This is a genomic window from Ruegeria sp. AD2(2025) (genome assembly GCF_056542385.1).
The window spans coordinates 1-24097 of the sequence record NZ_JBQFZS010000019.1 but is presented as its reverse complement, the minus strand read 5'-3'; the positions used below and the strand labels follow the sequence as shown (position 1 = coordinate 24097).

At 56.9% G+C, this 24097-nt stretch carries 32 protein-coding genes; 3 read left to right on the top strand and 29 right to left on the bottom strand.

Features of this window, described 5'->3' with window-relative positions; translation table 11 throughout:
- Window positions 1-32: 32 nt before the first annotated feature.
- The 6 genes from ACR1XV_RS20875 to ACR1XV_RS20850 all read right to left on the bottom strand — a co-directional run bounded on the left by ACR1XV_RS20875 (window position 33) and on the right by ACR1XV_RS20850 (window position 3487).
- On the bottom strand, window positions 33-356 hold the full coding sequence (locus tag ACR1XV_RS20875) for a putative quinol monooxygenase (RefSeq protein WP_480534915.1): 324 nt from the start codon (window positions 354-356) through the stop codon (window positions 33-35).
- Between the two features lie 6 nt (window positions 357-362).
- On the bottom strand, window positions 363-1004 hold the full coding sequence (locus ACR1XV_RS20870) for a LysE family translocator (protein ID WP_480534913.1): 642 nt from the start codon (window positions 1002-1004) through the stop codon (window positions 363-365).
- Window positions 1005-1096: 92 nt separating this feature from the next.
- Window positions 1097-1792, bottom strand: coding sequence for an aspartate/glutamate racemase family protein (locus ACR1XV_RS20865; protein ID WP_480534911.1), 696 nt, complete (start codon window positions 1790-1792; stop codon window positions 1097-1099).
- Between the two features lie 37 nt (window positions 1793-1829).
- Window positions 1830-2300 (bottom strand): isochorismatase family protein, encoded by a 471-nt coding sequence (locus ACR1XV_RS20860; protein ID WP_480534909.1) that lies wholly within the window; start codon window positions 2298-2300, stop codon window positions 1830-1832.
- A 28-nt stretch (window positions 2301-2328) separates the two neighbouring features.
- A complete protein-coding gene (locus ACR1XV_RS20855) occupies window positions 2329-2859 on the bottom strand; it encodes a 2-thiouracil desulfurase family protein (RefSeq protein ID WP_480534907.1) in 531 nt (176 codons plus the stop codon).
- Window positions 2860-2863: 4 nt separating this feature from the next.
- Complete coding sequence (locus ACR1XV_RS20850; protein ID WP_480534905.1) at window positions 2864-3487, bottom strand: LysE family translocator; 624 nt, start codon at window positions 3485-3487, stop codon at window positions 2864-2866.
- A 279-nt stretch (window positions 3488-3766) separates the two neighbouring features.
- On the opposite strand from ACR1XV_RS20850, the gene ACR1XV_RS20845 reads away from it, so the two are divergent.
- Together ACR1XV_RS20845 and ACR1XV_RS20840 are read left to right on the top strand one after the other, a co-directional pair.
- Entirely contained in the window at window positions 3767-4627 is an 861-nt protein-coding gene (locus ACR1XV_RS20845) for a DMT family transporter (RefSeq protein WP_480534903.1), read from the top strand.
- Window positions 4628-4730: 103 nt separating this feature from the next.
- On the top strand, window positions 4731-5033 hold the full coding sequence (locus ACR1XV_RS20840; RefSeq protein WP_480534901.1) for an SH3 domain-containing protein: 303 nt from the start codon (window positions 4731-4733) through the stop codon (window positions 5031-5033).
- 112 nt (window positions 5034-5145) lie between these two features.
- Here the strand turns inward: ACR1XV_RS20840 and ACR1XV_RS20835 are convergent, their stop codons facing one another.
- The gene (locus ACR1XV_RS20835) at window positions 5146-5442 is read right to left on the bottom strand and encodes a YciI family protein (protein WP_480534899.1); all 297 of its coding nucleotides are present in this window, start codon (window positions 5440-5442) and stop codon (window positions 5146-5148) included.
- An 87-nt stretch (window positions 5443-5529) separates the two neighbouring features.
- Between ACR1XV_RS20835 and ACR1XV_RS20830 the strand changes: the two genes are divergently transcribed.
- Window positions 5530-6414 carry a LysR family transcriptional regulator gene (locus tag ACR1XV_RS20830; protein ID WP_480534897.1) on the top strand — a complete coding sequence of 295 codons (885 nt, stop codon included), beginning with the start codon at window positions 5530-5532 and terminating at the stop codon, window positions 6412-6414.
- A gap of 16 nt (window positions 6415-6430) precedes the next feature.
- Here ACR1XV_RS20830 and ACR1XV_RS20825 read toward each other — a convergent pair whose 3' ends face one another.
- From ACR1XV_RS20825 to ACR1XV_RS20720, 22 genes are all read right to left on the bottom strand, one after another.
- Window positions 6431-7084 (bottom strand): glutathione S-transferase family protein, encoded by a 654-nt coding sequence (locus ACR1XV_RS20825; protein WP_480534895.1) that lies wholly within the window; start codon window positions 7082-7084, stop codon window positions 6431-6433.
- The gene (locus ACR1XV_RS20820) at window positions 7081-7914 is read right to left on the bottom strand and encodes a class I SAM-dependent methyltransferase (RefSeq protein ID WP_480534893.1); all 834 of its coding nucleotides are present in this window, start codon (window positions 7912-7914) and stop codon (window positions 7081-7083) included. Before ACR1XV_RS20820 ends, ACR1XV_RS20825 begins: the two co-directional genes overlap by 4 nt.
- A complete protein-coding gene (locus ACR1XV_RS20815; RefSeq protein ID WP_480534891.1) occupies window positions 7911-8378 on the bottom strand; it encodes a hypothetical protein in 468 nt (155 codons plus the stop codon). The genes ACR1XV_RS20820 and ACR1XV_RS20815 overlap by 4 nt, the downstream gene beginning before the upstream one ends.
- Before the next feature lie 23 nt (window positions 8379-8401).
- On the bottom strand, window positions 8402-8848 hold the full coding sequence (locus tag ACR1XV_RS20810; RefSeq protein WP_480534889.1) for an N-acetyltransferase family protein: 447 nt from the start codon (window positions 8846-8848) through the stop codon (window positions 8402-8404).
- A gap of 81 nt (window positions 8849-8929) precedes the next feature.
- Window positions 8930-9055 carry a hypothetical protein gene (locus ACR1XV_RS20805; RefSeq protein WP_480534887.1) on the bottom strand — a complete coding sequence of 42 codons (126 nt, stop codon included), beginning with the start codon at window positions 9053-9055 and terminating at the stop codon, window positions 8930-8932.
- A 240-nt stretch (window positions 9056-9295) separates the two neighbouring features.
- Window positions 9296-9478, bottom strand: a complete 183-nt coding sequence (locus ACR1XV_RS20800) for a hypothetical protein (RefSeq protein WP_480502041.1) — start codon at window positions 9476-9478, stop codon at window positions 9296-9298.
- Window positions 9479-9546: 68 nt separating this feature from the next.
- Window positions 9547-10038, bottom strand: a complete 492-nt coding sequence (locus ACR1XV_RS20795) for a hypothetical protein (RefSeq protein ID WP_480534885.1) — start codon at window positions 10036-10038, stop codon at window positions 9547-9549.
- Between the two features lie 36 nt (window positions 10039-10074).
- On the bottom strand, window positions 10075-10842 hold the full coding sequence (locus ACR1XV_RS20790; protein ID WP_480534883.1) for a hypothetical protein: 768 nt from the start codon (window positions 10840-10842) through the stop codon (window positions 10075-10077).
- A gap of 65 nt (window positions 10843-10907) precedes the next feature.
- The gene (locus tag ACR1XV_RS20785) at window positions 10908-13058 is read right to left on the bottom strand and encodes a type IV secretory system conjugative DNA transfer family protein (RefSeq protein ID WP_480534881.1); all 2151 of its coding nucleotides are present in this window, start codon (window positions 13056-13058) and stop codon (window positions 10908-10910) included.
- An 82-nt stretch (window positions 13059-13140) separates the two neighbouring features.
- Entirely contained in the window at window positions 13141-14451 is a 1311-nt protein-coding gene (locus ACR1XV_RS20780) for a TrbI/VirB10 family protein (protein WP_480534879.1), read from the bottom strand.
- Window positions 14451-15257, bottom strand: coding sequence for a TrbG/VirB9 family P-type conjugative transfer protein (locus ACR1XV_RS20775; protein WP_480534877.1), 807 nt, complete (start codon window positions 15255-15257; stop codon window positions 14451-14453). Before ACR1XV_RS20775 ends, ACR1XV_RS20780 begins: the two co-directional genes overlap by 1 nt.
- Complete coding sequence (locus tag ACR1XV_RS20770; protein ID WP_480534875.1) at window positions 15257-15994, bottom strand: VirB8 family type IV secretion system protein; 738 nt, start codon at window positions 15992-15994, stop codon at window positions 15257-15259. The genes ACR1XV_RS20775 and ACR1XV_RS20770 overlap by 1 nt, the downstream gene beginning before the upstream one ends.
- 59 nt (window positions 15995-16053) lie before the next feature.
- Window positions 16054-17133 (bottom strand): type IV secretion system protein, encoded by a 1080-nt coding sequence (locus tag ACR1XV_RS20765; RefSeq protein ID WP_480534873.1) that lies wholly within the window; start codon window positions 17131-17133, stop codon window positions 16054-16056.
- Window positions 17130-17516: a hypothetical protein gene (locus tag ACR1XV_RS20760; protein ID WP_480534871.1), complete on the bottom strand. Its 387-nt coding sequence runs from the start codon at window positions 17514-17516 to the stop codon at window positions 17130-17132. The genes ACR1XV_RS20765 and ACR1XV_RS20760 overlap by 4 nt, the downstream gene beginning before the upstream one ends.
- Window positions 17516-18265, bottom strand: a complete 750-nt coding sequence (locus ACR1XV_RS20755) for a type IV secretion system protein (protein WP_480534869.1) — start codon at window positions 18263-18265, stop codon at window positions 17516-17518. The genes ACR1XV_RS20760 and ACR1XV_RS20755 overlap by 1 nt, the downstream gene beginning before the upstream one ends.
- 17 nt (window positions 18266-18282) lie before the next feature.
- The gene (locus tag ACR1XV_RS20750) at window positions 18283-18468 is read right to left on the bottom strand and encodes a hypothetical protein (RefSeq protein WP_480502059.1); all 186 of its coding nucleotides are present in this window, start codon (window positions 18466-18468) and stop codon (window positions 18283-18285) included.
- Window positions 18465-20906, bottom strand: coding sequence for a VirB4 family type IV secretion/conjugal transfer ATPase (locus tag ACR1XV_RS20745; protein ID WP_480534867.1), 2442 nt, complete (start codon window positions 20904-20906; stop codon window positions 18465-18467). Before ACR1XV_RS20745 ends, ACR1XV_RS20750 begins: the two co-directional genes overlap by 4 nt.
- 1 nt (window position 20907) lies before the next feature.
- Window positions 20908-21198, bottom strand: coding sequence for a VirB3 family type IV secretion system protein (locus ACR1XV_RS20740; protein ID WP_480534865.1), 291 nt, complete (start codon window positions 21196-21198; stop codon window positions 20908-20910).
- The gene (locus ACR1XV_RS20735; protein ID WP_480534863.1) at window positions 21198-21500 is read right to left on the bottom strand and encodes a TrbC/VirB2 family protein; all 303 of its coding nucleotides are present in this window, start codon (window positions 21498-21500) and stop codon (window positions 21198-21200) included. The genes ACR1XV_RS20740 and ACR1XV_RS20735 overlap by 1 nt, the downstream gene beginning before the upstream one ends.
- Before the next feature lie 27 nt (window positions 21501-21527).
- On the bottom strand, window positions 21528-22211 hold the full coding sequence (locus ACR1XV_RS20730) for a lytic transglycosylase domain-containing protein (RefSeq protein WP_480534861.1): 684 nt from the start codon (window positions 22209-22211) through the stop codon (window positions 21528-21530).
- Window positions 22208-23566 (bottom strand): DUF1173 family protein, encoded by a 1359-nt coding sequence (locus ACR1XV_RS20725; RefSeq protein WP_480534859.1) that lies wholly within the window; start codon window positions 23564-23566, stop codon window positions 22208-22210. Before ACR1XV_RS20725 ends, ACR1XV_RS20730 begins: the two co-directional genes overlap by 4 nt.
- A gap of 129 nt (window positions 23567-23695) precedes the next feature.
- Window positions 23696-24037, bottom strand: coding sequence for a hypothetical protein (locus tag ACR1XV_RS20720; protein WP_480534857.1), 342 nt, complete (start codon window positions 24035-24037; stop codon window positions 23696-23698).
- Between the last annotated feature and the right edge of the window lie 60 nt (window positions 24038-24097).

The following is a 24097-nucleotide window of genomic DNA, read 5'->3' as shown; positions in this document are numbered from 1 at the left end:
ACACCTAGCGGTTCCTACCTTCACGTAGGTGTCTACGTGAAAGGAACAAACGGAACACGCTGTCTATGCTCGGCCAATGAAACCAGCTCATCAACCACGCTGAGAAAATGGGGGGCATTGTTATGTGCCTCCCAGCCCGCTTCATCGACATAAAGCTCATAGATGAAGAATGACAAAGGATCGGTAGGTGAGCGGTAAGGCACAAAGAACTTCACGCCCTCTTCAGCCATAGTTGGTTCAATCAGGCCTTGCAGGATTTCCGCTACAGCATCCCCTTTGCCTTCCTTGGCAACAATGTTGATGGCGACGGCGAAACCTTCATTCAGGTTTTTGGCGGTTGGATTGGTGTAACTCATGATTGCTTAGCTCCGGCTGGTCAGCAGACGCAGGCCTGCAAAGGCGAAGAAGGTGCCCAGAACGCCTTGAATGACGCGCCTAGCTGATCCGTAGATACGAACCATGACTGGAGTGGAAAATGCCACTGCATAAAGAACATGGATCACAATCGACATGATAAATGTGCCGATAACGATGGCAGCGCCAACCCAGAGGGGCGCACCTTCCTGCAAACCAAGCGAGATAATGGCGATCCATGCCAAAGCGGCTTTTGGGTTGGTCATCTGGATGATGTAGCCGCGCTGGAAATACCCGAATGGCGTTCGCCGTCCACCAGCCAATTCCGTGGTTTCTATGCCATGCTTTGAAGCTGCTGACTTGAAGGATTTATAAGCCAACCAAAGCAGATACAGGCCCCCGAAGATTTTTATCAGGAGGAGCGCCGAAGCATAGGTTGCCAGAATGGCAGAAAGCCCGAACACGGTCAGCAACGCCCATGTAAACGACCCAACTGCAACGCCCAGGGCAAGCGAAACCCCAGATTGGCGGTTGACGCCCATTGATGTTCCGATCACGGCAAGAATGTTGGGGCCTGGGCTAGCGATGCCCAAGAGAAAGGCCGAATAGGCCAGAAGAACGCCGGGGAGATAGGTGCTGAAATCGTGCATGGTTTGCCTCAAACCAATTCATATGTTCATACTATGTTCTCTATCAGGGATTTGAGCAACAGTTTGTTTACGTGCTTTTAAATCGATCCCCGTTAGCCGTCCAACGCCCTGTGCACGGCTGCTTGGCAATGCAACTCTGTCGTTGAGAAAGCCGGGATCGGAGACTCTCCGGGCGCAAGAAGCAACGGGATTTCGGTGCATGCCAACGCAACGCAGTCGGCACCACGTTCGGCCAAGGATGAAATGACCTGATTATACCCCTCTCGCGTTTCGTCTAGAAAGCGGTTCTGTACCAACTCTTGGTAGATGCTGTCGTGGATAAACTGCTTTTCAGATTCATTTGGGATGACCGCATCTACGCCACTATGCGCCAAAACATCGGGATAGAAATCTCCCTCCATTGTTTTGCGAACGCCCAGGAGTGCAACCTTGCTTAATCCCTTGGCGGTGATCGCCTCGGCCGTGACCTGAGCGATATGCAGAAACGGGATGTCGAGATCAGGCTGAAGGTCTGGCACAAAGCGGTGAACATCGTTGCAGGTTATGACAATGAAGTCCGCGCCAGCAGCTTGCAGAGATTGCGCTGATCGCCTGATCTGCGCACAAGCGGCTGCTTCATCCTGCCGGTCAATAACGGCTTCGACATACTCTTGACGATTCACACTTTCCAAAACGATGCGCGCTGAAGTCACTCCCCCTGCAACCTCTTGTGTGATTTCATTGATGCGCTTGTAATATTCGGCGGTTGAAACCCAGCTTAACCCACCAATCAGGCCAATCTTTTTCATGTCTTTCCTCGTTCACGTAACACATTTTCCTAGCGGCTCATGCAACTAACTCTTTGTACGAATGAACCACTTGGCCAAAGTGATGCTCCCACAACCTGACGCCAAGCTGCCCGGATCGATCCAGGCTTGAACCGACAACAGCATCGGCGACGATGGTTGGATGCAAACCAGCGTCAAACAGCGCAAATCCGGCCGCCAAAACACAGGTTTCCGCTTGAATGCCGCAAACCAGAACACGATCCGGGTCGAAACTCCTGAGCAACTCTATGGCTTCGGGCGTTGGTCGGTACCCATGTTTGATCACCACATGATCTGCCGCGACCAGAGATTGATCGTTCTTCGCAGGATGCCAACCGAGCTGTCTTTGAAACGGGACGATGCCTTCGTCATGGCGTTCGACGGTCGCGACTGACGGAAAGGACGCTGAAAGAATGCTTGCTCTCTCAACCAGCCAGGCAGGCGGTTCAAAGCAAGGTTGAACATCGACGATCAGCAGCGCCTGTTTCATTGATTTCATCCCTAAAAATGGGTTCCTCTTACGCAGGGTCAGTCTCAGTATGTGTTTGCAGCTTTGCGTCCAGCTCAGCAATCTGATCTTGCGACCAAACACAGATCCCCGCATCGCGCAACGCCGTCGCGGTTGTTCCCATTCCGGAAATCCTGGTTCCCGAGAATGTGCCGTCATAGATGAAGCTTGATCCGCATGATGGTGAACCGTCCGTCAGGACAGCGTGAAGGCATCCATACAGCTTTGCCAGTTCGACTGTTTTGTCGGCTGCCTCAATATACAAACTCGTCACATCACCACCTGATTTTTCGAAGATACGGGCGTCTCCATTGAGTACATCTTTACCCTGCTTGTGAAGCAGGGGGCTTTGGCCGATTCCGGTTATTTCAGCAGGTGGTCGCGGTGTCGGAAAACCGACTGCCACTTCAGGACAAAATGGAATGATGCGGCCCTCATGCCGCCAGCGAGCAAGAATTTCAGCGTGATCAGTTTTCTTTTCCGTTCCGTTGTAGCGGACAGGCTGGCCAAGCAGGCATGAGGAAACAAGAATGCGGTCCATGAAATCAGTTCGACGGAATAGCGCGATAGCCTTTGACTATCATTCCAACCCCCACTCCGAACAGACCGAGGCCGCTGAGAACCTCGACATTCAGCCAGCGGGACGTCGCCTTGCGTACCGCGTGCATCGCCAGCAACGCATAGCCAAGAATTGAAACGGCGTCGAGGACCAGAAAGATGGCCCCGTAGACCACGCTCTGAAGCAGGATGTTGTGATCCGGTGAGATGAAGCTCGGGAACAGCGCCACGAAAAACACGATGGCCTTGGGGTTGGTCACACATGCGAAGAACCCCGCCCAGAAGGTGACGCGGTGGTTGGTGGCCGCTGGCGCTTTGACTGGATGGCGAGAGGCCCTGAAGGACTGGATGCTCATGTAGATGATGAAGGCACCGCCCGCAATTTGCAGGAATGGCAGAACTGTTTCAGAGATCGCGATCAGGGTTGCCAGCCCCCAGACCGCGACGCTGATGTGAACCACCGTACCTAGGGCATCGCCAGCCACGGTGATTGTCGCCGCCTTCGTCCCATGGCGCACAGCCTGAGCCGAGGCAAAGGCCACAGATGGTCCCGGTACAGCGACAAACAGTAAGGTCGTAGTCACAAATGCGGCGAACAGAAACGGGTCCATATCATCCCTTTCAAAAAATGAGCAGCTTCAAAGGAGTACTGGTTTCACGCTATTTGGCGAGCGTCTGGTGCGCAAGGCAGGCCTTTACAGCCCGACCTTCGATGGTAGGGTGCTCTTGCCTATCCATGTGCGGCTAGGGTTCCGCTGATTTATCAGGTCTGGACCGAGCGCCGTTATGAGCCCGTGTACGGGCGGACACCTTAAAGACGAGAAAGCTAGGGGGGATGGACGGGCGTGCTTACGCACGTCTGCTTGAAACTCGTCTTTGAGGTAAAATACATGTCCATCCTTGGCTTCGCGCTCGTCCTGACAGCCGCATTCTGTCATGCAACCTGGAACTTCTTCGTCAAACGCATCAATGCCGGGTCGGAGCTGGTCTGGCTGTTCTCGGTCCTGTCGGTGGTGATCTACCTGCCGCTGGCGGTCTGGATCGGGGCGGGTATTCCGTTGTTCGATGCCACACAAATGTTCTTCATCGCGGGCAGCGCGGCCCTGCATCTGGGATATTTCCTGCTGTTGCAGATCGGTTATCGAAAGGGAGACCTGTCGCTGGTCTATCCGACGGCACGAGCCACCGGGCCGCTGCTTTCCACCTGTTTTGCTGTGCTGTTTCTGGGCGAACAGATCACGCCGCAGATCGCCACAGGCGGCGCGGTCATCATCTTTGGTGTCCTGATGCTGACAGGCGGGTTTCGCCGATCCAGTGGCAGTGCTTTGCCCTCGCTCGGTTTCGGTCTGGTGGCCGGTCTGTTCATCGGAAGCTACACGGCATGGGATGCCTATGCGGTCTCGGCGCTGATGATCCCGCCGTTACTCTTGGATTACGTGTCCAGCGTGGGCAGAACGGTACTATTGGCCCCGCTGGCCCTGCGCCACCGCACATTGGTTCGGGACATATGGAAGCAGCACAAATGGGGTGTGCTGGCCATCGCGGTATTTAATCCGCTTGCCTATATTCTGGTCCTCATCGCGCTGACGTTCACCCCGGTCGTCTTCGTCGCTCCGATCCGTGAGCTGAGCGTTCTGCTGACGGTACTGATGGGAAGCCTGTTGCTTGGCGAAGGTCAGTTGAACCACCGTCTGAGCTGGGCAACCGTCATTCTGGCTGGTGTCGTGGTTCTTGCTCTGGCCAGTCGATAGGCACCGAATGCAGTTCGGCTTTGTAATGTTGTGCCTTAGGATTGTTCCTCTTGTTGAACTGGCTCGTTAAGAAGGTGTCTGAGGCAACAAGCAGGATAACCCGATGCGTAGCGCAATCATCTTCTCACTGGCGGCATTTGTACTAGAGATCTTTGTGAGCACTGAGGCTGCAATGGCTGCCTCACTTGGACGATACGAAGTTTACGGTGTCCAAGAGGGTGACATGCTGAAAATGCGTGCTGGGCCAGGTACAGGATATATAGTGATCGTTGGGCTCCCTAATGGAACCACTCTGCGGGTTCACAGTTGCGAACAGACCGGGGGCACCCGTTGGTGCCGAGTGTCGCTGGATCGCGTGCGTCAGCTCAAGGGATATGTGTCCTGGGCCTATTTACGAAAACTATGATGCCATTCTTCCAGAGGTCGCTACTTGTTCAGCGCAGCGACATGCCAAAGATATCTTGGCTCTTGGGCTATCCGGCGACTGTATTCCTCAGTCGTCGTGACCATCGAAAGTGTTAGACTAGCCGCGATCCTGCCGAAAAGACCTGCTTCCAGGGAATGATGGAATAGGAGGCGCGCAAACCTGTTTCCCAGAACGGATCTTCCCGAACCAAGCTTTCCGCGGCATCAATTGAATCCACGTCGACCAACCAAAGCCCATCACGGCCCTGCCTTTCTGGATCGGACAGGGGACCGGCAGCCTCAATTTGGGTCGCGTGGCATTCGAGGAAACTTAGGTGCTGCGCCATGTGGTTTTTGCGTATGTTAGGGTCGGCCCGTGTCGCATCTTCGAAAAGAATGATGAATTTCATGAGTTGCTCTCCCGTTTGGAACAGCATCACTTATGCACAGCAGTTTCGCCGATTGAATCAACTATTGTGCCGAACTAATCTGCAAAAATGCAGAGCACAAATTGGGATGACCTTAGATATTTCCTGGCCCTGTTTCGCTGCGGCAAGCTGAAAGCGGCTGCGCAGGCGACGGGCGTGAACGAAACGACCGTGGCGCGCAGGGTCCGGGCGCTTGAATCCAATCTTGGCGTATCACTGTTCTTAAGCAGTGCTGTGGGGCGATATGAACCAACCGATGCTGCTTTGAACATTCTCAGCCACGCTGAAACCATGGAGTCCGCAAATCAGGCACTGCAGATACGCTCAGATCGGGCGGCGGACCAAGTGTCGGGGGTGGTCCGGATCACCTCTGTCCCGATCATTATTAATCGCGTTCTCGTGCCCCAAATTGACGTGCTTGCCCGGCGGCATCCGCAATTGATAGTCGAACTGGTACCAAGCTCTGACAATCTGGATCTTTCAAAACGCGAGGCGGATCTAGCTCTGCGGTTCGCCCGACCGGACGAAGGTGGGTTTCGTATCAAGGCTCAGAAACTGGGTGAGCTGGGATTTGGCGCATATGTTGGTCGCAAGGTCCCAGCGGATGAGGTAATAAACCTTGGCTGGATTACCTACGCTGAAACCAGCACCGGCCTGCCACAGGCACAATGGATGGAGAAAATGGCGTCTGCGTCTAAAACACGGCGAGCCAATGTTCGGGTGGCGGACGTCGAAACTGCGCTAGAAGCGACGGCTAGCGGTCTGGGTAAAACACTGCTGCCATCGTTAATCGCGGATGGCGATAACCGGCTCCGTGCGCTTTTAGTTGATGGTCAGAGAAAACCGATCGTTCGCGATGTATGGCTGTTGTCGCATGTCGACCAAACGGGGCGAGCGTCTATCATGGCGGCAAAACAGTGGTTGGCAGACATCAAATGGTCCAGTCTGGATTGAAAGTTCGGGGACAAACCTACGACGCGCCTCGCGGCAATGCCGGATCGGTTTGGATGAGACTCGGCCTGTCTGACATCATTTCCCACCAGTTCACCAGTGCTGAATGCCTCTCCAATTCATCAAGACCTTCGACTGCCTGACTGAAATACGCCAACATCGGCGCAAGGTGGATGTCTGCAAGTGTGAAGGTTTGAGAATTCAGAACACGCCCTTCCGCCGCAATTGCATTCAGTGCTGCCAACACCGAGCGAGCTTCCTGAACGCCTTCGGCAACCACCTGGTCGTCGGCTGGCTCACCTATCGCCGGACGAAACACACGATGGGCAAACACTTTACGGATCAGGGGCAAGTATCCGTAACTGTCTATGATCGAAATAACCTGCCCGATGCGCGCGAGTAGCTTGGGATCGGAGCCCTCTAGTTCCGGGCCTGCAAATGCAGCGTTTACATAACGTGTGATGGCAACTGTTTCAAAGATCGAAAACGTGCCGTGCGAGAGCACAGGCACCCGGGCGAACGGGTGCTGGGAAAGAAAATCGGAAGAGAGGTTGTCTGAAAACGGATTCACTTCCTCATAGGTGTACTCAACGCCTTTTTCGATCAGTGCCATACGGGCCATACGCGTATAGACGCTGAACTCGTAACCGGCGAGGCATACAGACACGGTCATGTCCTTTCCGACGTGCTGCTGGCAGGTCGGCGCGCGCGGATCATCAACAGAAACGCTGCTTGATCTCGCCAGCGGGCAAACCGGGGTTGTTGACGGATCGCATTGGCGTCCGGAACAGGTTCTTCCATTTGCTCGATGATAAACCCTGCATCAGAGACCGCGTTGATCCAGTCTGAGAGCGTTCGCGGAAATCGCGGCACCAGGAAAGGGTCTGCCGACTTGGCGTTGGAGCCCGAAACAGACCGCGCTGAAAATCGCCACTCTTCTGTGAAAGCTGTCCTGTCATGATAACGGTCCACGACCAGACCAGTTGTGTTTCCCTGCTGGTTCTTTTCCCAGCGCAGCCCCGGTGAAATATGGCATGGATGCAGGACAGAGAAGGCCAGGATGCCGTCAGGCTTTAGCAAACGAAAGGCTTCATGCATGGTGCCTGGCAGATCAGGGCCATCCATGAGAGCAAGCGTAGAGATAACCCGATCAAACGACCCATCGGGAAACGGCGTGCGCTGCGAAAATGATGCTTTGTAATAGGAGACATCCAGCGGTGCGTCCGCCTCGGCGGCGCGGGCATGGGCAATCTGTCGGTCAGACAGGTCGATGCCCGTCATCCGCGCACCCGCCGCAGCCAATCGGCGGGTATTCGTTCCTTCGCCACAACCGAAATCTACCACATCGAGGCCTGAAACATCGCCAAGAAAGTCCTGGAATGCGGGCCACGTGAACAGATCCCGATAGGTGTCGTATCCGGCCCGAACATCCGCTGTCCACTGATCCGCATTGGCGTTCCAGCGGTCGGCGACGTCCTGATCGGTTGTGTCTGATTTGGTCATGCCCGGCTTAGCTCCCGTGCTTTCGTTGAATTTGTCACGTGATCAATCCGTCCCAGATACGCCTTTGCACGTGCAATCGGGTCATAGCGATACTGGTCTGGCCCCAGCATTTTGCGGGCATTCAGATCGGCTGTGTCCAGTAGGTTGAAATTCACAGGTTCCAACCTGCAATTCCAACCTTGCGCATATTCGCCAGACCAGTTGTTTGTGTAGTATTGCAGTAGCCGGTTCCGGACAGAGTAACCGTGATAGTCAAAGGCGATAGCGCCATCCGTTACAAAGATGTGGTTCCCCGCGAAACCCTCTGCCGGGACAACCCGCTCGGCGTAAAACCCCTCAAGCGGTTTGAGCTGCAAATACACGCCGGCCAGAATGTGGCATGCACCGTTGCCGAAGAAGAGCCGGTCCGGCAATGCCCATCGCCGTTCCGGATTCTTTTTGACACCGGGCTTCATTCTATACATGTCGATCCTCCGGCGTTAACCAATCAGATGTCCAACTGATAGGTCACCCAATCAGTTTTTTGAGCGTGACGGTCATAAACTGATCGTGCCCTGTAGTTTCTCTCAGAAGTCATCCATCGGACAACATCCCATCCCTGCTCTTTGGCATAGTTTCCGATGGACCGGATCAACAGATCGGCAATTCCCCGGCCCCGGCCAGCAGGTGCGACAAACACATCGTCAATGTAAGCTCCGACAGTTGCAGATATCGGTCGCTCATAGGGCCGAAAATGGGCGAACCCGACAAGATCCCCGGCATCATCCTCGGCGACGAGGCACAGGGTTTGAGCCGCAGGATCGTGGATCCAGGCCCAAACCTGATTGCTCATCTCAGAAGACTGAGCCACCCTGCCGACATCACAATATGCCTTGAATAACCCGGCCCACTGCAATTGGTCCGATAGTGTTGCCGGTCGAATTGTTACTGCCATAGAGTTTGCCTCTGAAAAATCACAGTCGAAGTATCAGGAATTCGTCATCCCGCGACTCGCCGTCGATCCTGACACTGTCAGTCAGGCGTGCCACGGATTTAAATCCCAGTTTTTGTAGAATGCAAAAGTACGCAGGTTCTCGGAATCCACCAAAAGTTCCAGTTGTGCCAATCCGTTGCTCTTAGCTTCTTCAATAACGCCTGTCATCAAGACCCCTGCGGCTTCTGACCCCTGATAATCCCGGGTAACAAACGAACGACGTGTCCAATCTGAACTGGCCCGCCCTTCAATATAATGTAACATTAAATCTAGGGAGTGGAACGCACGAGAGCGTCAATGAGCGGAGGCTGTACTCGTCCAAAATGCTCACGCTTTAGCTGCAAAGCGGCGGGCAGCGAAGTAGAATATCCTTCGAAGCACCGCGCTGACAATTCCAGTCCGGGGAGGTTACTCAAGTGTGACGACGTTGTGCAGGCGATGATAAGGCGCTTTACGCACCAAAGCCTCAACATCAATATCACCTTTTCGAGGTTTGGATCTCAACGCCATAGCGATGCCGCCCAACGCCAGAACGCTGACGCCGGCACCTGCAAGAGACAGGATCACTTCTGTACTCAAACCTTCAAGCATCTGACGATCTCCTTTGTGACCAATATATGGTCTGTTGTCGATTTTTCCACTGATTCATGCTTTCAGTGTTATTTGCCCTTGATTTGTTCGATAACCCGTTCCGTTTGCTCGACGGCACGGCGAGCCGCCCTGGTCTGTTTCTTGAGGTTCGAGCGACCAACGGATGTGGCGCCACTCGCAACGATCCCGGCGCCTATCGCCAGAACGGCCCAGCCCCCTGTCACGACGCTTGTCACAGTGAAGCCGATACCGGCCAACAAGCCACCGCCTGCGACTCTTTGGCTCCATACTCCATAAACTGCGTCATTATCTTCAAGAGTTTCCAATGTGTCTTTCAGACGATCCAGACGTGAGGATAGCAGTTCAGCGAGGATAGCTGGCAGTTGTGCATTGTTCGGATTTGCCAGAACAGAAACCAGCCGCGCGCGTTCAGTGCCATCTTCGCACACCTCATCGACCAACCGATCCAGCTCTTCCCGACTAATGGTGTCGTCGGAATCGACGTCAAGAGCATATGCAAGCAAAGCCAATGCCTTGCCTTGTGGGTAGGGGTTCGTCATGCGTCTGTCATTTGTTCAAATTGCCTTTGTCTCTCCCTAAACGCCATTCCAATAAAAAGCTACAAACAGCACAAGCAAAAACAGCCCCCAGATCAACAAGTTCTGGACATGCCGATACGAGAGAACGCCAAACATCCACCGAATGGGATGATCTTGCGCAGCTTTCAGTCGGCGCTGAAGGTTCTCATTCTGGAACGAGAGTTGCTTTATATCCAGTTCAGCCCGTCGCGCTTCCTTGATCATGTTCTCAAGATAGCCGCGCACCTCATGGAGGGTGACGTTCTGCTTCCAGCCTTCGACGGTTTGCAGCGCATCAGTTGTCATCGGCTTGGAAACGCCTCCCTTTTGGTCCGGATCTGAATATTCGAACGCGATGCCAAACTGTTCATAAAACCTGTTTCGCCTTTCCTTGTTGGTCGGTGTCCCCATGTCTTTGTTCAGTGTAATCCGCTCGACTTTTCGGTCCGGCCATTGTTTGGCCCACTGGACGACTTCATTCATCAGAAACGTCCCAACTCTTGAGCCGCGCAAGCTTTCGGGATCGAGGAAAACACCCCCGCCGGTTAGCGAAACCGTTCCACCATAGTGGCTCATCTTTCCTGCGAAGCGGCCATCTGCCCCAAAACCCTTCAACTGGCTATTCCCGATGATCCAGTATCGAAGGGTGATCTCCGCGGAGATAAGAGATCCGTCGGTTTTGTGGAAACTGACATCTTCTTCTTTTTCGACCAGCACCCAAGTGACCGGTTCGCCCTCGAGGTTTTCGCGCGGGCGGACCTCAAGAATAAACACGGCGGAGGACATGGGTTTGCTTCCTTCAGCTGGGTTGTTGTTTCGATCGCATCAAACCGGGTGCAGCAAGATTTCTTTTAAGATGCAACTTTGCCCGGTGGGTTAAACAGAGGGGTCAACCTGTTCACCAACTCGTCGGGCGACAAACGTCGTGCCAGTTCGGCAAGGTGGCTTTCAGCATCAGCATTGATCGGCGCGAGGTTCAGAAGATCTCCAAGATTCATCGCCAGATTGGGCGCTTTGACCACTTCCATCACCTTGTTCAGCTTTTGGTCTTCCTGGGTGTCTTCGCCAGCCTCTTGTGGGCCTGGGTCCTCGAAATACCCATAGTCAATTGGCACCGCGGACATGCTCGGTTCAGGCGGTTGTTCCGATACGGCCGCTCGCTCAGACAAGGGCTGTTTCTGGACGGTTTGTTCTTCTTCCGGGTCAAGCTCTTCAGTTTCGGAGGTGATGACATTGCCCAACACCTCATCATACCGGGTCACAACACGATCCTTGACCACAGGAACCTCCGGCCAAGGCTTTCCGTTCTGACCGTCACTCAGCGCCTTGAATCGATGATCTCTGAAGAACGATACCCGGTTTGTCCGGATCGGAAACATGCCCTTGCCGGTGATGATGACCTCTTCCTTACCGAGACGTCCGATCTCTTCGGGTGTCATCAGGGCCCGGCTTTTTTCAGACCAGTTTTCCGACCGGCTGGGATCCTTCGACCAATTGCGGCCCGAGACGGATTTCTGGGTGACTGTCTTGTTGCCGAGCGCCTTGGAGAGCTTTGCTTTGGTCTCCTCTGAATTGGGCGTGAGCCACACATGCAGATGCGAGCTTTCGGTTAGAATTTCCTCGCCTGCGGGCCCGTAATGTTCGCGCAGGGAGGCCGGCGATTGCACCACCAGACAGAGACGGCCGCCATAGCCGGGCAGGGTGGTGACCGCATCAAGCACACCCTGCATTTTCCCGAGCGAATGGAATTCATCGATCATGAACAGTACCGGCAGGAAGTCCTCGCCCGAGGCCATCAGGCGGCGGCGTAACGCATTGATGGCGCATTGCACGAACAGACGAACAAGGGGCCGGGACACCTGTTTATGCGCTTCCGGGATGCAGATGTAGCAGGTTTGTGGTTCCCACCGCATGGACGCAAAATCAAAGTCGTTGCGATCCGTGGATTGGGTGGCGCGGACAATGGCGGGGTTGCTCCAGGCGTTGAGGCCACCGCCCATCAGAACGGAAAGATAGATGCCGAGCTGTTTATTATCCTGCCCGGCCATGCGCAGCAGGGTACCATTGGAAATCGGATCAGGGGCGCGGGATGCAAGCGCGGCAAACATGGTCTTGTAATCCGGTACCTCATCTTCGCCCTTCACCCTGGGCGTGAGAACCTGCAACACACGACCGATCGAGGGCAGGGGTTCGTTGCACACAACGGCCGTGGCCGCCTTGAAGATTTCCTGCGCATCTTCCATGAGCGAGACTTCCGCGCCGCTGGTGCTTTTGGGTGCGAGCAGGGCTGAACTGATTTCAGAAATCCGCACGAGCCGGTCTTCTAGATCTGCCATCTGCCCGATCTCGACGAGCGGGTTGAAGACATGGGAGCGACCGACCAATGAGCCTTCGGGGTTGTTGGGAAACTGCACGTCGAAGGGGGCAAGCACCCGCACGGTATCGCCCTTTGCAAGGCGGCGGCGGGCGGTGGTTTCATAATTCTCGCCTTTGACGTCATAGACAATTAGCGAGCCGGGATAGTCCAGCAAAGTGGGGATGATGATGCCGACACCTTTGCCGGAGCGCGGCGGCCCTGAAACCAAAACCGTGCCTTGATCATCCGTATGGGCGCGCAGATGGGGCGCTTTCTTTTCAGGTTTGCCTTGTTTGCCCAGTACAAGCCCCCAATCGCTGACCAGTTTCGCGGCGCGGATTTCTTTGTCTGTTGCCCACCGTGCATCCCCATGGGCATCTGTCGCCGTCACGCCAAACACCATCCCGCCGAAGAGAAAGGCCATGGCTGCTCCGGTCGCGACTGCCCCGGTCAGCCCCGCCCACAAAGCTTTGTCCCAAAGATGTGGCGCAAGGGTGTTCCAATGGCTGAGCAGCAACCACGGCCGCCAGGTATCGATGTCGCCATAGACCTTCGCCGCGATCCAGAGCGCGGCCCAGAGGGGGACACTCAGGACCGCGATCGCAATCGTATAGGGAATATGCGTCTTGGCTTTGATGGTGGTCATATGCTGAACCTCGCTGAAATCATCCCTGTCCCATCCGATGGTAAGATGGAATGCTCAGCTCCCTTTCCCGGCCCAAATCGGCTCACAGATACAAATCCCGCGAGACAAAGACGTTGATGTTCTCCCCCTGATCCACCCAGATTGTCGGCGGGATCGAAAGGTATTCTTCGAGGGGTTCACTCGCGGAATCACCGAACTGGCTCGAGCCTTCCCCAAAGCTGCCATTGTCGCTGTTGTTGAAGGTCCGACTGCCGATGTTGGAAATCCCCGTGAATATCGAAATGAAGAAGGCCGCTTCGAATTTCAGGCCAAAATGATGTTGAACGTTGCCGGTCACACCCGCCCGCCCCAGAGCATCCACGCCGCGCGACCCGATCATGATGGAGCGTTGATCCGTTGTGATGACCCGATTCCAGGCCACCAGAACGCGGCTCTGACCCAGCGAGATGTCGGACGAATACTCACCGATCAGTGTCGAGCCGCGCGGGATCAGGATCGTCGTGGCATCTGCTGACCAGACATCGCGGCTGACCCGCGCCCGCAGCTGGCCGGGAAGGTCTGAGGAGATCGCCGTTTCCAGAATGGCCGGGATGGTGCGGCCCTGCGGGACGAGGCGATGCACATCTTTCAACTTTTCGGCCCGCGCGACCTGTACAGAACGCGATGCGGCGGCGTCGAGGAAGTCATTGCCTGTGCTGGTGTTGGACTCAGTACCTGCAGGTGCCGCGCCGCCGGCAGAACCGAGGCTGTTGGACAGTGGTTGCGCCAACCGCTCTTCTTCCGCCTTGCGCGCCTCCTCGAGCTTTTGAGCTTCGGTATTGGCATCGGGAGGAGCCGCCGTGGTTTGACCGGGTGTTCCAACTGGCCTGCTGGCTTGCAACCGTGCGACCAACTCCCGTTGGCGGCGCTCTGCCGCCAGCCGGTCATCCTCAAGCCGTTTTAGCAGCGCATCCATTGCGGCCTGTTGCTTCTCGGACACCTCCGTCAAAGCCGCCAGCGCGCCGGCGTCCAAAGCGCTGTCCGGGGCAGGGGAGGGATCAGAAGACTCAGCTGACGTCTTTTCACCCGCGGCGGCGATGAGTTTGCGCAGCTCTGCTAGCTCCGCTTCCAGAGCCGCCACGCGCGGATCTTGTTGCGGTTCAACCTCCGGCATCGGTTCGGTTGGAATATTGCCAAACAGCGACCCACCCTGATTGCGTGGGTCCGGTGTCTCAGTGATCTCGGGGATGAGGCTCGTGCGCTGGTCTTCACCACCACGGCTGTTAATCCAGATGCCCGCACCGATGAAGCCAAGAAGTGCAACAACACCAGCGATCATGGGCAGATTGATGCGTCGGCCCGGCTCATCCGCGCTTTCGATGCGGTCGTTCAGGAGTTTGTTCTGGTCCGACATCAGCGACCCTCCCCGGTTTGGTTGGACGATAACTGTCGTTGTGGCTTATCGGGATCGCGGTTCTGATCGATCTCATAGAGCCGGTTGTTGAACACGCAGACCACGTAGGGCCCATCGCGCAGAACAAGGCGCGGATAGACGCCGGTCACAACAATCGTACCATCGGCCAGATCGGTGGAATTCACCAACCGCTCACGGCCTCTCGCATCCATGGCAAAAACGGACGGCCGAGCAGATTGTTGTTTCAGGCGCAGATAGGTTTTCCGACCGTCGTCAAATGCGATCTCGGGCCGCAACAACTTATCGCCAGCTGCGCTGTACCCAAGGTTCTGAGGACGGCCGGAGCTGTTGTAAGCCGCCTGTATCGTGGTGGGCTGTCGGGGTCGGACGCTGCGTTTCTGATCTGGATAATTGAACCGATAAAGGAATCCGACATTGCCGGGTGCACCGCCTTTGTGTGCGTGCAGCAGGAAGACATAGGTGCGCTGATTGGTTTCCAGAATGAGGTTGCTGGCCTGTGGGGTGGCGTATTTCGGCTTGATGACAAACCCATCCCGCGCCGTGTTTGGGATAAAGTCCCAGGTCTTGGGATCACCGCGCACCTCATCGACCATGACCTCGCCATCTTCCAGCTGGATCGTGGCGGCGTAACCGGTGAAGGCGTCGATCTTGTAGACATCATCTGGATGATAGGTCAGCGTGCGAATGCGGGTATCGGTACGTGTACCGCGCCCGGTCTGTTCTGCCGTTGCCGATGTTGCACATAAGACAAGCGCCAAAAGGGCCGTGAAGAGGAAACGGGGCATCATCGGGCCTCCTCATCCAGGCGGTAATTTGTGACGCAGAAGCCGGTCGGGTTTTCCCATCGTTCTTCCAGCGTCATGGTGCCGGTCCGGTCGAATTCATATCCCATCGTCACAACGAAGTTGCGCTCGGCCACTGGCGCACCGGGTTGCGCGCGCGCGCTCTTGGTCATGCGCAATGTCGCCTGCCGGTCACCGTGTAGCGTGACGGAGCGGATGCGCACATCGACCCGGCCTTGGCGGCCGTAGATGTTCATTGGGCTATTCGGGTTAGCCTCTGTGTAGAGCGCCGCCAGATCCTGGGCTGCACCTCCGCAGGTCATCCCATAGACGCCATTCAGCCGGGCTCGCTGATCTTGTGCATCATAGGTTTCGCGATCCCGCGTATATTGGAAGAGCAGGGCCTGAGTGACGTATTCATCGTCATCGAGGCTGAGCGTGCCAAGGCGGGATGCCACATTGACCAGCCCGGTATGTTTGTCCACGGTCATGGTCAGCGGCACCAGCTGTTTCAGGGGCGTCAAGCCCATCACAGCGGCCACGCCCATCGCGCCAATGAATGCACCAATCCCGGCCACGACATAGGCAAGCCGCGCGCGACGTTTCATGGAAAGGTAGAGCTCGTCTTCCCAGCGATCATGGCCATCATGGATGCTCGTCGGATCGAGCATCGGGGTTTCGAGATCGTAGCTATCAGGCCCGCGCGGGTCGGGCGCAAATTCTGCCGTCGCATGCTGCATTTGGGGGCTCCTCGTCTGTTGCGGGGCCAGCCCGCCAGTGTTTTCTAAACTGAATTGGATCAGCTTCTGCGTTTGCGGCTTTCTTCTGCCATACGCTCTGCGCCGCGCCTGACGGAGTCCCGGACGCGCTGGTTTCCGGCCTCGGACATGCCAAGCCCATCGGCTTCGCTGGCGGCACCCGCACGTTGTCTGGAGACATCGCCCAAGGCGTTGCCGCCTGCATCACTGCCCGTCAGTCGACCACCCAGAAGCCTGACCCCGTGCTCACCCGCACCCCTGATCTGGGATTCCCCGAGACTCAAGGCTGCGCCACCGATCCGCTGCGCGATCATTGGGCAGATCAGCAGCAATCCGGCCGTGATGCCGCTGATGCCGGCGAGCTTGAACATTTCCAAAGGAATGTCGATCTGAGATCGGACACCATCCGACACGGCTTGGGATACTTCCTGCGTGGCTGCGAGCGAGATCCCCATCACGCCAAAGAGCAGAACCTGGAACAACACCAGCATGGTGATGCCGCGCACCCAGCCATTGAAGATTTCCGCCGAACTGCGCAGATAGGCCCAGACGGCCATAACAGGGAAGATAGCAAGCAAAATCGCCAGCAGAACCTTGGAGGCGACGAGCAGCGCGAGGGCTATGACCACCATCGCCAGGATCGCAATTGCCGCGAGTAGGGCAAACAAAAACACGCCGAGAGCGTCACCGGTGATGTAGTCCGTGACACCATATGAGCCAAGCGCCGTCGTAATATTGTCGAAAGATGTGTCTGCCACGTCCGCAAACGCAGTCGCTATACCCCCTGAGTCCCCCCGGCCGCCAAACCGACTGATGATGGTATTGCCGACATTGATCGGAAACTGCGTGATGAAGGGAAAGATATACTGCGTCCACAACGCACCACCGGACACCGCGAGGTAAAATAGGGTGAACCGGAACGCGAAGGTAATAAAACCATCCAGAGAAAAGCTGCCTCTGAACCCCGCTGTGATCGCCCAAACCGCAAGTGCTGCCCCGGCGAGCAAGGTCAGGAATTCAGCGCTTGGGGTCGCAAGTGCCTGGAACACTTCCTGCGAACCGCCGTTGATGAGATTGTCAAAGCTCTCATCGGTGCCGACGAGGAAGTCCCGGATACTCATGACCCCTCATCCCTTTTTCGGTATTTCAGGACGCAGGCTTTCCAGGCTCTGTCAGATGCTCTCTTCGCATTCGACGCGATGCCGTAATGCTCGGAAATTTCTTCGACCGTCATAACCAGCAAATCATCGTCGACTGAGACTTCTTCGGTGATGCGAAAGTCCCGTTCCGGCATTGGCTCACCGGCTTCAAAGGCAGCTTCACACTTTTCGGCAAACGCGTATCTGAGTTCGGCATCCTTTCGCGTCAGGGTCGCCCGGCGAGCATCCAATAAGCGGGATTTCTCCCGTTTTTCGTCAGCGGTCAGCGCAAGGGTTGGTTGAGATGCCGCCAGCGACGTGGCGACGGATGCGGCGATCAGAAGGCTCTGGGTCGTGAAACGCATCAGTTGTCTCCTTGAGGTCTATATGCCTGGCGGGCTACGGTTTCCTGACCGCGCAAGCTCTGATTGGCGATGGCCGCATCCAAATGTCCCTGTGCGGAGAGCGTCTGCAAGAGCGTGGCCAGCATCATCCCGTTTTCGATGGCGATACGGGAATTGAGATCGACGCTGGCTTTCAGATCATCGGTTCCGCCCAGCTGGGTGCGATAGCCGTCATAGCGCTCCATGGCTTCGCCTGCGCCCGCAAAACCCTCTTCGGCTACAGCCAGCCCGGCAAGGCTCGCGCCGGAGACAAGATCATGAGACTTGGTGACGGGATCTTCCTCGGAACGCCCCAGAACCTGCAATCCGCTGAGGGGTTGGAATTCGGTTCTGAGGGACTGCATGTGGTTTCCCAGACGGCGGTTTACCGAATTGCCGGTCATGGAAAGCGTCGTCAGGGAATTGGCGAGTTTGCGCGGGGTGATGTCGCCGCTGAACAGGCCGCTGATCTGCTCCCGCGCGCCGGTGATCGAGTTATGGGTGGCGCGCGCCTGGCGCAATTGCTCCTGCAGCTCGTTCAGTTGCAACAGCGCGTTGTCGAGGATCTGCGTGTCCAGCTGTACCAACTCGCCGCTGGAGTTCAGCAGCGCGATCAGTTCGGCATGTTCCGAAGCACTGAAGGTCGGGACGCCCTGAGCAGTGGCGATGGTTGCAATCCCGGAAAGAGAAAGGGTTGCAACCGTCGCGGCGGTCTTGAGGAAATGTTTCATGGATTGGTCCTTTGAAATCACGAGCAGAATTTACCGCCGCAGAGGGGCAGGGTGGTCACAAGCCCGTTTTGCGAGACCGGCTCGGCATCGGCGATATTGCAACTGGCTTTGAGCTCGCGCGGCGGGTTCACCACATCACCCGCGATGGTGCAGGCGCCCAAAAAGGGCAGGGCGAAAAGAAGGAGAGCGGGTTTACGGATCATTGGGCGTGTTCTTCTGTTTGAGTGGAGGTCATGAACGCATCGAGCCAGTCGTCATCACCAAGTTCTGCGCGCAGCTGATCCATCTCGGCGAGACTGTCGCCTGTGGCGGACAGGACCTTGTAGAAGGGCTCAGGCAGCTCAAGCCGGGTGGACACAATTGCCGATCCGGAGCCGTCACTGATCAGAGCCAGACGTGATTTCGGGGGCATGGAGGAAATCGCTTCGAATTCTGTCTCGGTGAGACGGAACGCATCGACATAGGTTTTTTGATCCGCTTTGGGATTGGCGAAGAAAATGCGGTTTTCCGTGGACTGGATCAGCGTGTCACAGATCGACGACTTTGCTGCATCGGATGTCTCCTGCGTCATGAAGACCAGAATGCCATCCAGCTTCCGGATGGTTTTGATCCAGTCCTGGATGCGCGGCCCAAATTTGGGATCATCAAACAGCGCCCAGGCCTCATCGATCATGATGATCAGTGGCTTGCCTTCCGCCAGTTTGCGCTCGATCCGGTAGAACAGATAGTCCAGCAGCGGCAGACGAATATCCGAGGCCTTGAGCAGGGCGGTCATGTCAAAACACGTGACCGCCTGATTGAGGCTGAAACTGTCCTCAGTATTGTCAAAGAGCCAGGCGCGACTGCCACTCCCGAACCACTTGCTGAGCGTATCGAGCAGTTGCACCGGCGCTGCGGCATCATCTACCGAGCGCAGCGTTGTCGCGAAATCGGAGAAGGTGCGCAGAGACGGATCGCCCGATGCCAGCCGCCTCAATCCGGTGGCAATCCGGCGTTCCTGTTCAGGCGTGAGTTTGTCTGCGCCGGTCAGGCGATGAATGAACCCTTCCATCCACTCTATCCCGGCCTCATCGGTTGCAACCGCAAAGGGGTTGAAGCCGAGATTCATGCCGGGTTTCAGCTCAAGATAGGTGCCACCAATGGCGCGCATAAAGGTCTCCGAGCCGCGATCCTTGTCAAAGGCGATGACATGGGGCGGTTCTGGCAGGCGGTAACAGCTCGAGACCAGGAAATTCATCAGCAGGGTTTTGCCCTCGCCGGTCGACCCGAACACCGCCGTTGTTCCGGGCCCCTTGTTCTTGTCAGACCCTTCGCGGTGGAAGGAAAACCAATAAGGCGTGCTGCCAAGTGTTCGGAAAGCAGCCACAGGTCCACCCCATCGCAATCTGTCCCGTGACCCGGTTGGCCAGGAATGCAGATTTGCGAAATCCGCGAAGTTGCGGTCTGACACGAAGCGTTTCCTGGACCGCGCCTGATAAGCGAAGTTACCGGGCAGCTGTGCCCACCACGCCGCTTCCAGCCCGATGTCTTCGCGCCGTGTCCGCAACCCGGCGCCGGTCAAGGTCGAGTTCACCCGCGTCGCAGCCTCTTCCATCCCGGCCCGTGTCTCACCCAGAACGGCAACCGTGAAATGATGCCGCCCGACAGACATGGCACGAGAGGCCACGGCATCCTGTGCCTCTTTGAGGTCTTTCTGCAGGCTTTCAGCTTCGTCGCCCGCATCTTTCATGCCCTGCTTGGCATCGCGGATCTTGGTGCCGCCACTGACGCGATCAAGCGGGGCAAAACACTGGGTTGCGATGAACTCGCAGCGTTCGCCCAGCAGATCATCGAACATAAAGGTCTTGGATTTTTCAGGATAGGCGTTGATCGCAAAGACGGCCGCATACCGATCCATGTCGCCGCCCGAGGACAGGCTTTCCACATGGTTTCTGCGAAACGTGATCCGCCCATTGGGGACCGCATCGGCCAGATGAGTCCAGACCGCCGGGGCAGGTCGCCAGATCCCACTCTGCAGCATCGACAGGAAAGACAAGGTGCGGCTGCGATCTGCCGGTGATCCACCCAAGCGTCGCGCGCCAAACACCGAGAGATCCCGTACCGCTTGTTCCGCCGCCATATGAAGTGCTTCGCGGTTTTTGGCGCGCGTGGCAGTATTCGCCGGATCAGAGGCCGTGGTGCGCAGGGATCGCAACCCTGCATCGATCAACCGCTTGCCGCTGCTGTAGGGACGACGCACAACAGTCAGGAAATGACGCAGTTGAAACGTCTCATCCCGGTCCAGCTGCGCCCTGTAGTGAAGATCCAGCTTTTCGGAGAAGACCGACCCGGAGACAGGCGGGAGGGTTTCGGAAAGGGAAACGCGTGTCCGGATGATATGGCTGTAAAACGCCGTGCGATTGTCTTCAAACCCGGCAGCCAATCGCGCCAGCGCTTCATTCGCGGTCTTCACCGAGGCACGGTCCGCGGTCTCATGGATGAACCCGTCGAGCTCCAGCACCGCCACCAAATCCCCGTTGCGGGTTGTAAATGTCCCATCCGGCAGGAACCGCACGAAGGGGATATGCGTGTTGGCAGGCACTTCCCGCGCAGCGCGTCGTGCGGAGGGCAGGGCCCTTTGGACTTCCGGGTGCATATTCATCTCAGTCCCCAGCGTAGGAATTGCCGCCCCAATGAGGCTTGTTCGGAGTGAAGAGCCTGCACTCACCCATCACGGCCAGATGATCCGGCAGATAGGGATCGACGCTCACAATCCAGCGCGCCAGGCCATAGGCCGGTACGATGGTGAGCAAGGCCCAGAACCCCAGAAACCCCTGCGTCAGGATAAACAGCATCAGCGGGATGCTGAGCGCAAAGATGTGGAAACTCATCGGCATCCCGGCCCTTTCTGAGGGCCGGGTGATCGCCTGGAATATGCGGGCGTCGTCGTTCATCAGGCCGCAGCGCTCTGGATGGCTTCTGCAATCCCGAACGCACCATAGAAAATGCCAAGAACCACAAGGATGACAAAGAACTGGCCCCAGGTGACCGGCACGCGCGGGCTGGCTGCAGAAATCCCGGCCAGCGCAACGGCCGCCCCGCCAAGCAGGATGCCGTTGGCCCCGGTCACGAAGGTTCGGATCTGGGTCAGAATGGAGACCGGCGCATCAAACAGCGACTGAGCAAAAGCCGGACTGCCGAACGCCACAAGGGCCAGCAGCGCCAGCAATGCGACATTTTGAGGATTGTGTTTCAAGTCTGTAGTCTCCTTGGATGAGATGGATCAGGCGTCGGGCGGAAACCCGGCCCCTTCAAGAACGGTTGCAACGTAATGGTTGGTCTCGGCATAAGGCGGGACGCCGGCATAGCGTTCCACGGCCTCGGGCCCGGCGTTGTAAGCAGCAAGCGCCAACCGCCAGTTGCCGAATTTGAGAAACATCGCCTTGAGATAGCGCGCGCCACCCTCGAGGTTCTGAACCGGATCATGAGGATCGACGCCAAGCGCGTCCGCCGTTGGCGGCATCAGCTGCGCCAAGCCCAACGCACCTTTGGGGCTGACCGCGCGCGCGTTCCAGCGGCTTTCCTGATCGATCAGGGCGTAGAACAATGGGACCGGAACCCCATGTCGCTTCGCGGCGCGTTCTGCTTCACCAGCCCATTCTCCGCGCGCGCTTTGACTTGCGTTTGAGGTCGATCCCTGTTCCTCTCTGGCGTGGCCCTCGTATGCGAGGCAAACCATTGCACCTGCCCGGAATGCGGGTTCCAGGCAGGTGCGGGTGGGGGCGGTCGCGCAAAGCAAGCGCCCTCCACTCATCAGCGGGCCATCGCGGCCCGCACAAACTGCGGCTTCGTCATCCTGCGCCAATGCGATGGACGGCGAAGCCAAACTCAAGAAAACCAGACCAAGCGCGCCCATCGCGAACCGAGGCCGATCTGGAGCAAGACCAATACCTTTTAAAGCGCTCATGAGTCTGGGCCTCCGAGGGTTTGTGGTTTCGCGTTTGGGTTGTTAGGATCAGAGAACCCGCCCGCATCCATCCCCAGGCGGGTGACTTGCGCCACACCTTTCTCCCCGTGGTGCAGGCTCCGGTTTTCCTCCGGTTCGGGACTTGTCTCACCGGAGGAGACCGCACCTTTGGGCGGGAACGCAGGCATCGGATCGCCGTCGATCCACTGCCAGACGTCAAAGCGGCGTTCGTCTGCGCTTTCTGCTAAATCATTGATATATTTAACATAAGTATCATTATGAGTCGTAAACAGCGCGACCGGGTTCGGTGTGTCGAGCAGTACGGCGGACGCTATCGGTGCATCCTTGGCCAGGTTGAAGCGCATCTGTTTCTGGAAGGCACGCCCCTCTCTGGTCAAAGCTGACAGGAGGTCCAACTCGCGCAGGGTTTCGAACGGGATCCAGTTCTGAGACACCAACATCATGCCAATCTCCTGCAGGACCGGATATCCCGCCTTGGCGATGGAAAAGCTGGCGATCACGACGGCATGGCCAGAACCGATGGCCTCAACGGTTTGCAGGCGTTCTCCGAAGATCCGTTCGAACTTGTCGGCCAGCTCTGCATCCGCAAAGAAAGCGCAATCCGGGGCGTGTTTGAAGAGAAACCGCGCGCCATGTGTTGTGGGTTCGACGGCCTTGAGTTCGGCGATGACCAAACCGCAGGGCGTGGCTTTGCTGTTCGTTGGGCGCAGGTTTGCAAACAACTGGTTCCGGCGCGACGCGATCTCCGCCTTTTGATCCGGCTTGAAATACTCCGGCACGTAGAGGATGCGTGACAGGTCTTGCCCTTTGACGATCTTGTCAGCTGCCGCACGGCAAAGGGCGGATTGGACCACGCCCCAGAACCGCTTGCCTTCCATCGCCGGGTACCATTTGTTCAGGTCCGCGTCGTGCCACAGGAAGTGCAGTAGACTTGTCAGTGTCAGTTTACGTGACGCTGCCTTGGCCTCAGTTGGTTCAGTATCGGTGCGCTCCGGCGCGCGGGTCGTTTTTCCGTTCTTGCGCAACGAAAAACCCAGCTTCAGCGTTGTGGTGCCATCATCGGGGTCTTCAACGATCGCCGACGTCAGAACTTGGGCCAATCCCGACAGCTGTTCTGGCGGCAGATACAATGGGCAGGTCATCGCATGGTCAGGACCAGTCCCGGGCATGCGTTTGACGATGAACTTGCTGGCTGTGGCAGCGATGTAGAGTTCCGGCGCGGGGACGCGACACCGGCATTCGACGCGGATGCCTGCGCCATGTGCTTGAGAAAGCCGGCGCTGATCCGTGTCAGTATCGGGGCTAAGGACTTGGCCTTGAAGACAGAGCGTCATCGGGCAGCGCCCCCTGCCCCGCCCGCTGTGCCGCAATCAGCCCGGCGAGGCTCGTTGACACCTGTAATGGCCGTGAAAGAGAAGAAGGTGCGGTGGTTGCCCGCCTGTGGCACGCATCCCGAAATTGCCTTACGGCTTTGAACCTTTCTCTTTTCCCACGCCATCGCGCGTCCACTCCGCGGAGGTTCCAGCGCGCATGGGAATGGTTACGAAACCGACGTCGTGCTCATGGCCGAAGGTCATCAGACTTGTCGTGGTCTTGAAGACTTTCGGTTCCTGTGTCCGGCTGACACCCAGGGCGATGCGATGGTGCGCTGGCCCGTTCTTTACAAGAACATGCGCCCGCCATTCACCATGCCACATGTTGCCGATCTTCTCGGCATCCCTGATGCACTCGATTTCGATCACCCCTCCGGCGGCCAAAGCCTTCCTAAAGCCAGCCAACAAAAGGACTGGTTGAATTTCGATCATGTCTCAGCTCCGGCAGTAAGGTGTCATCACACCATCATATCCCGCAGCATTAACCCATAT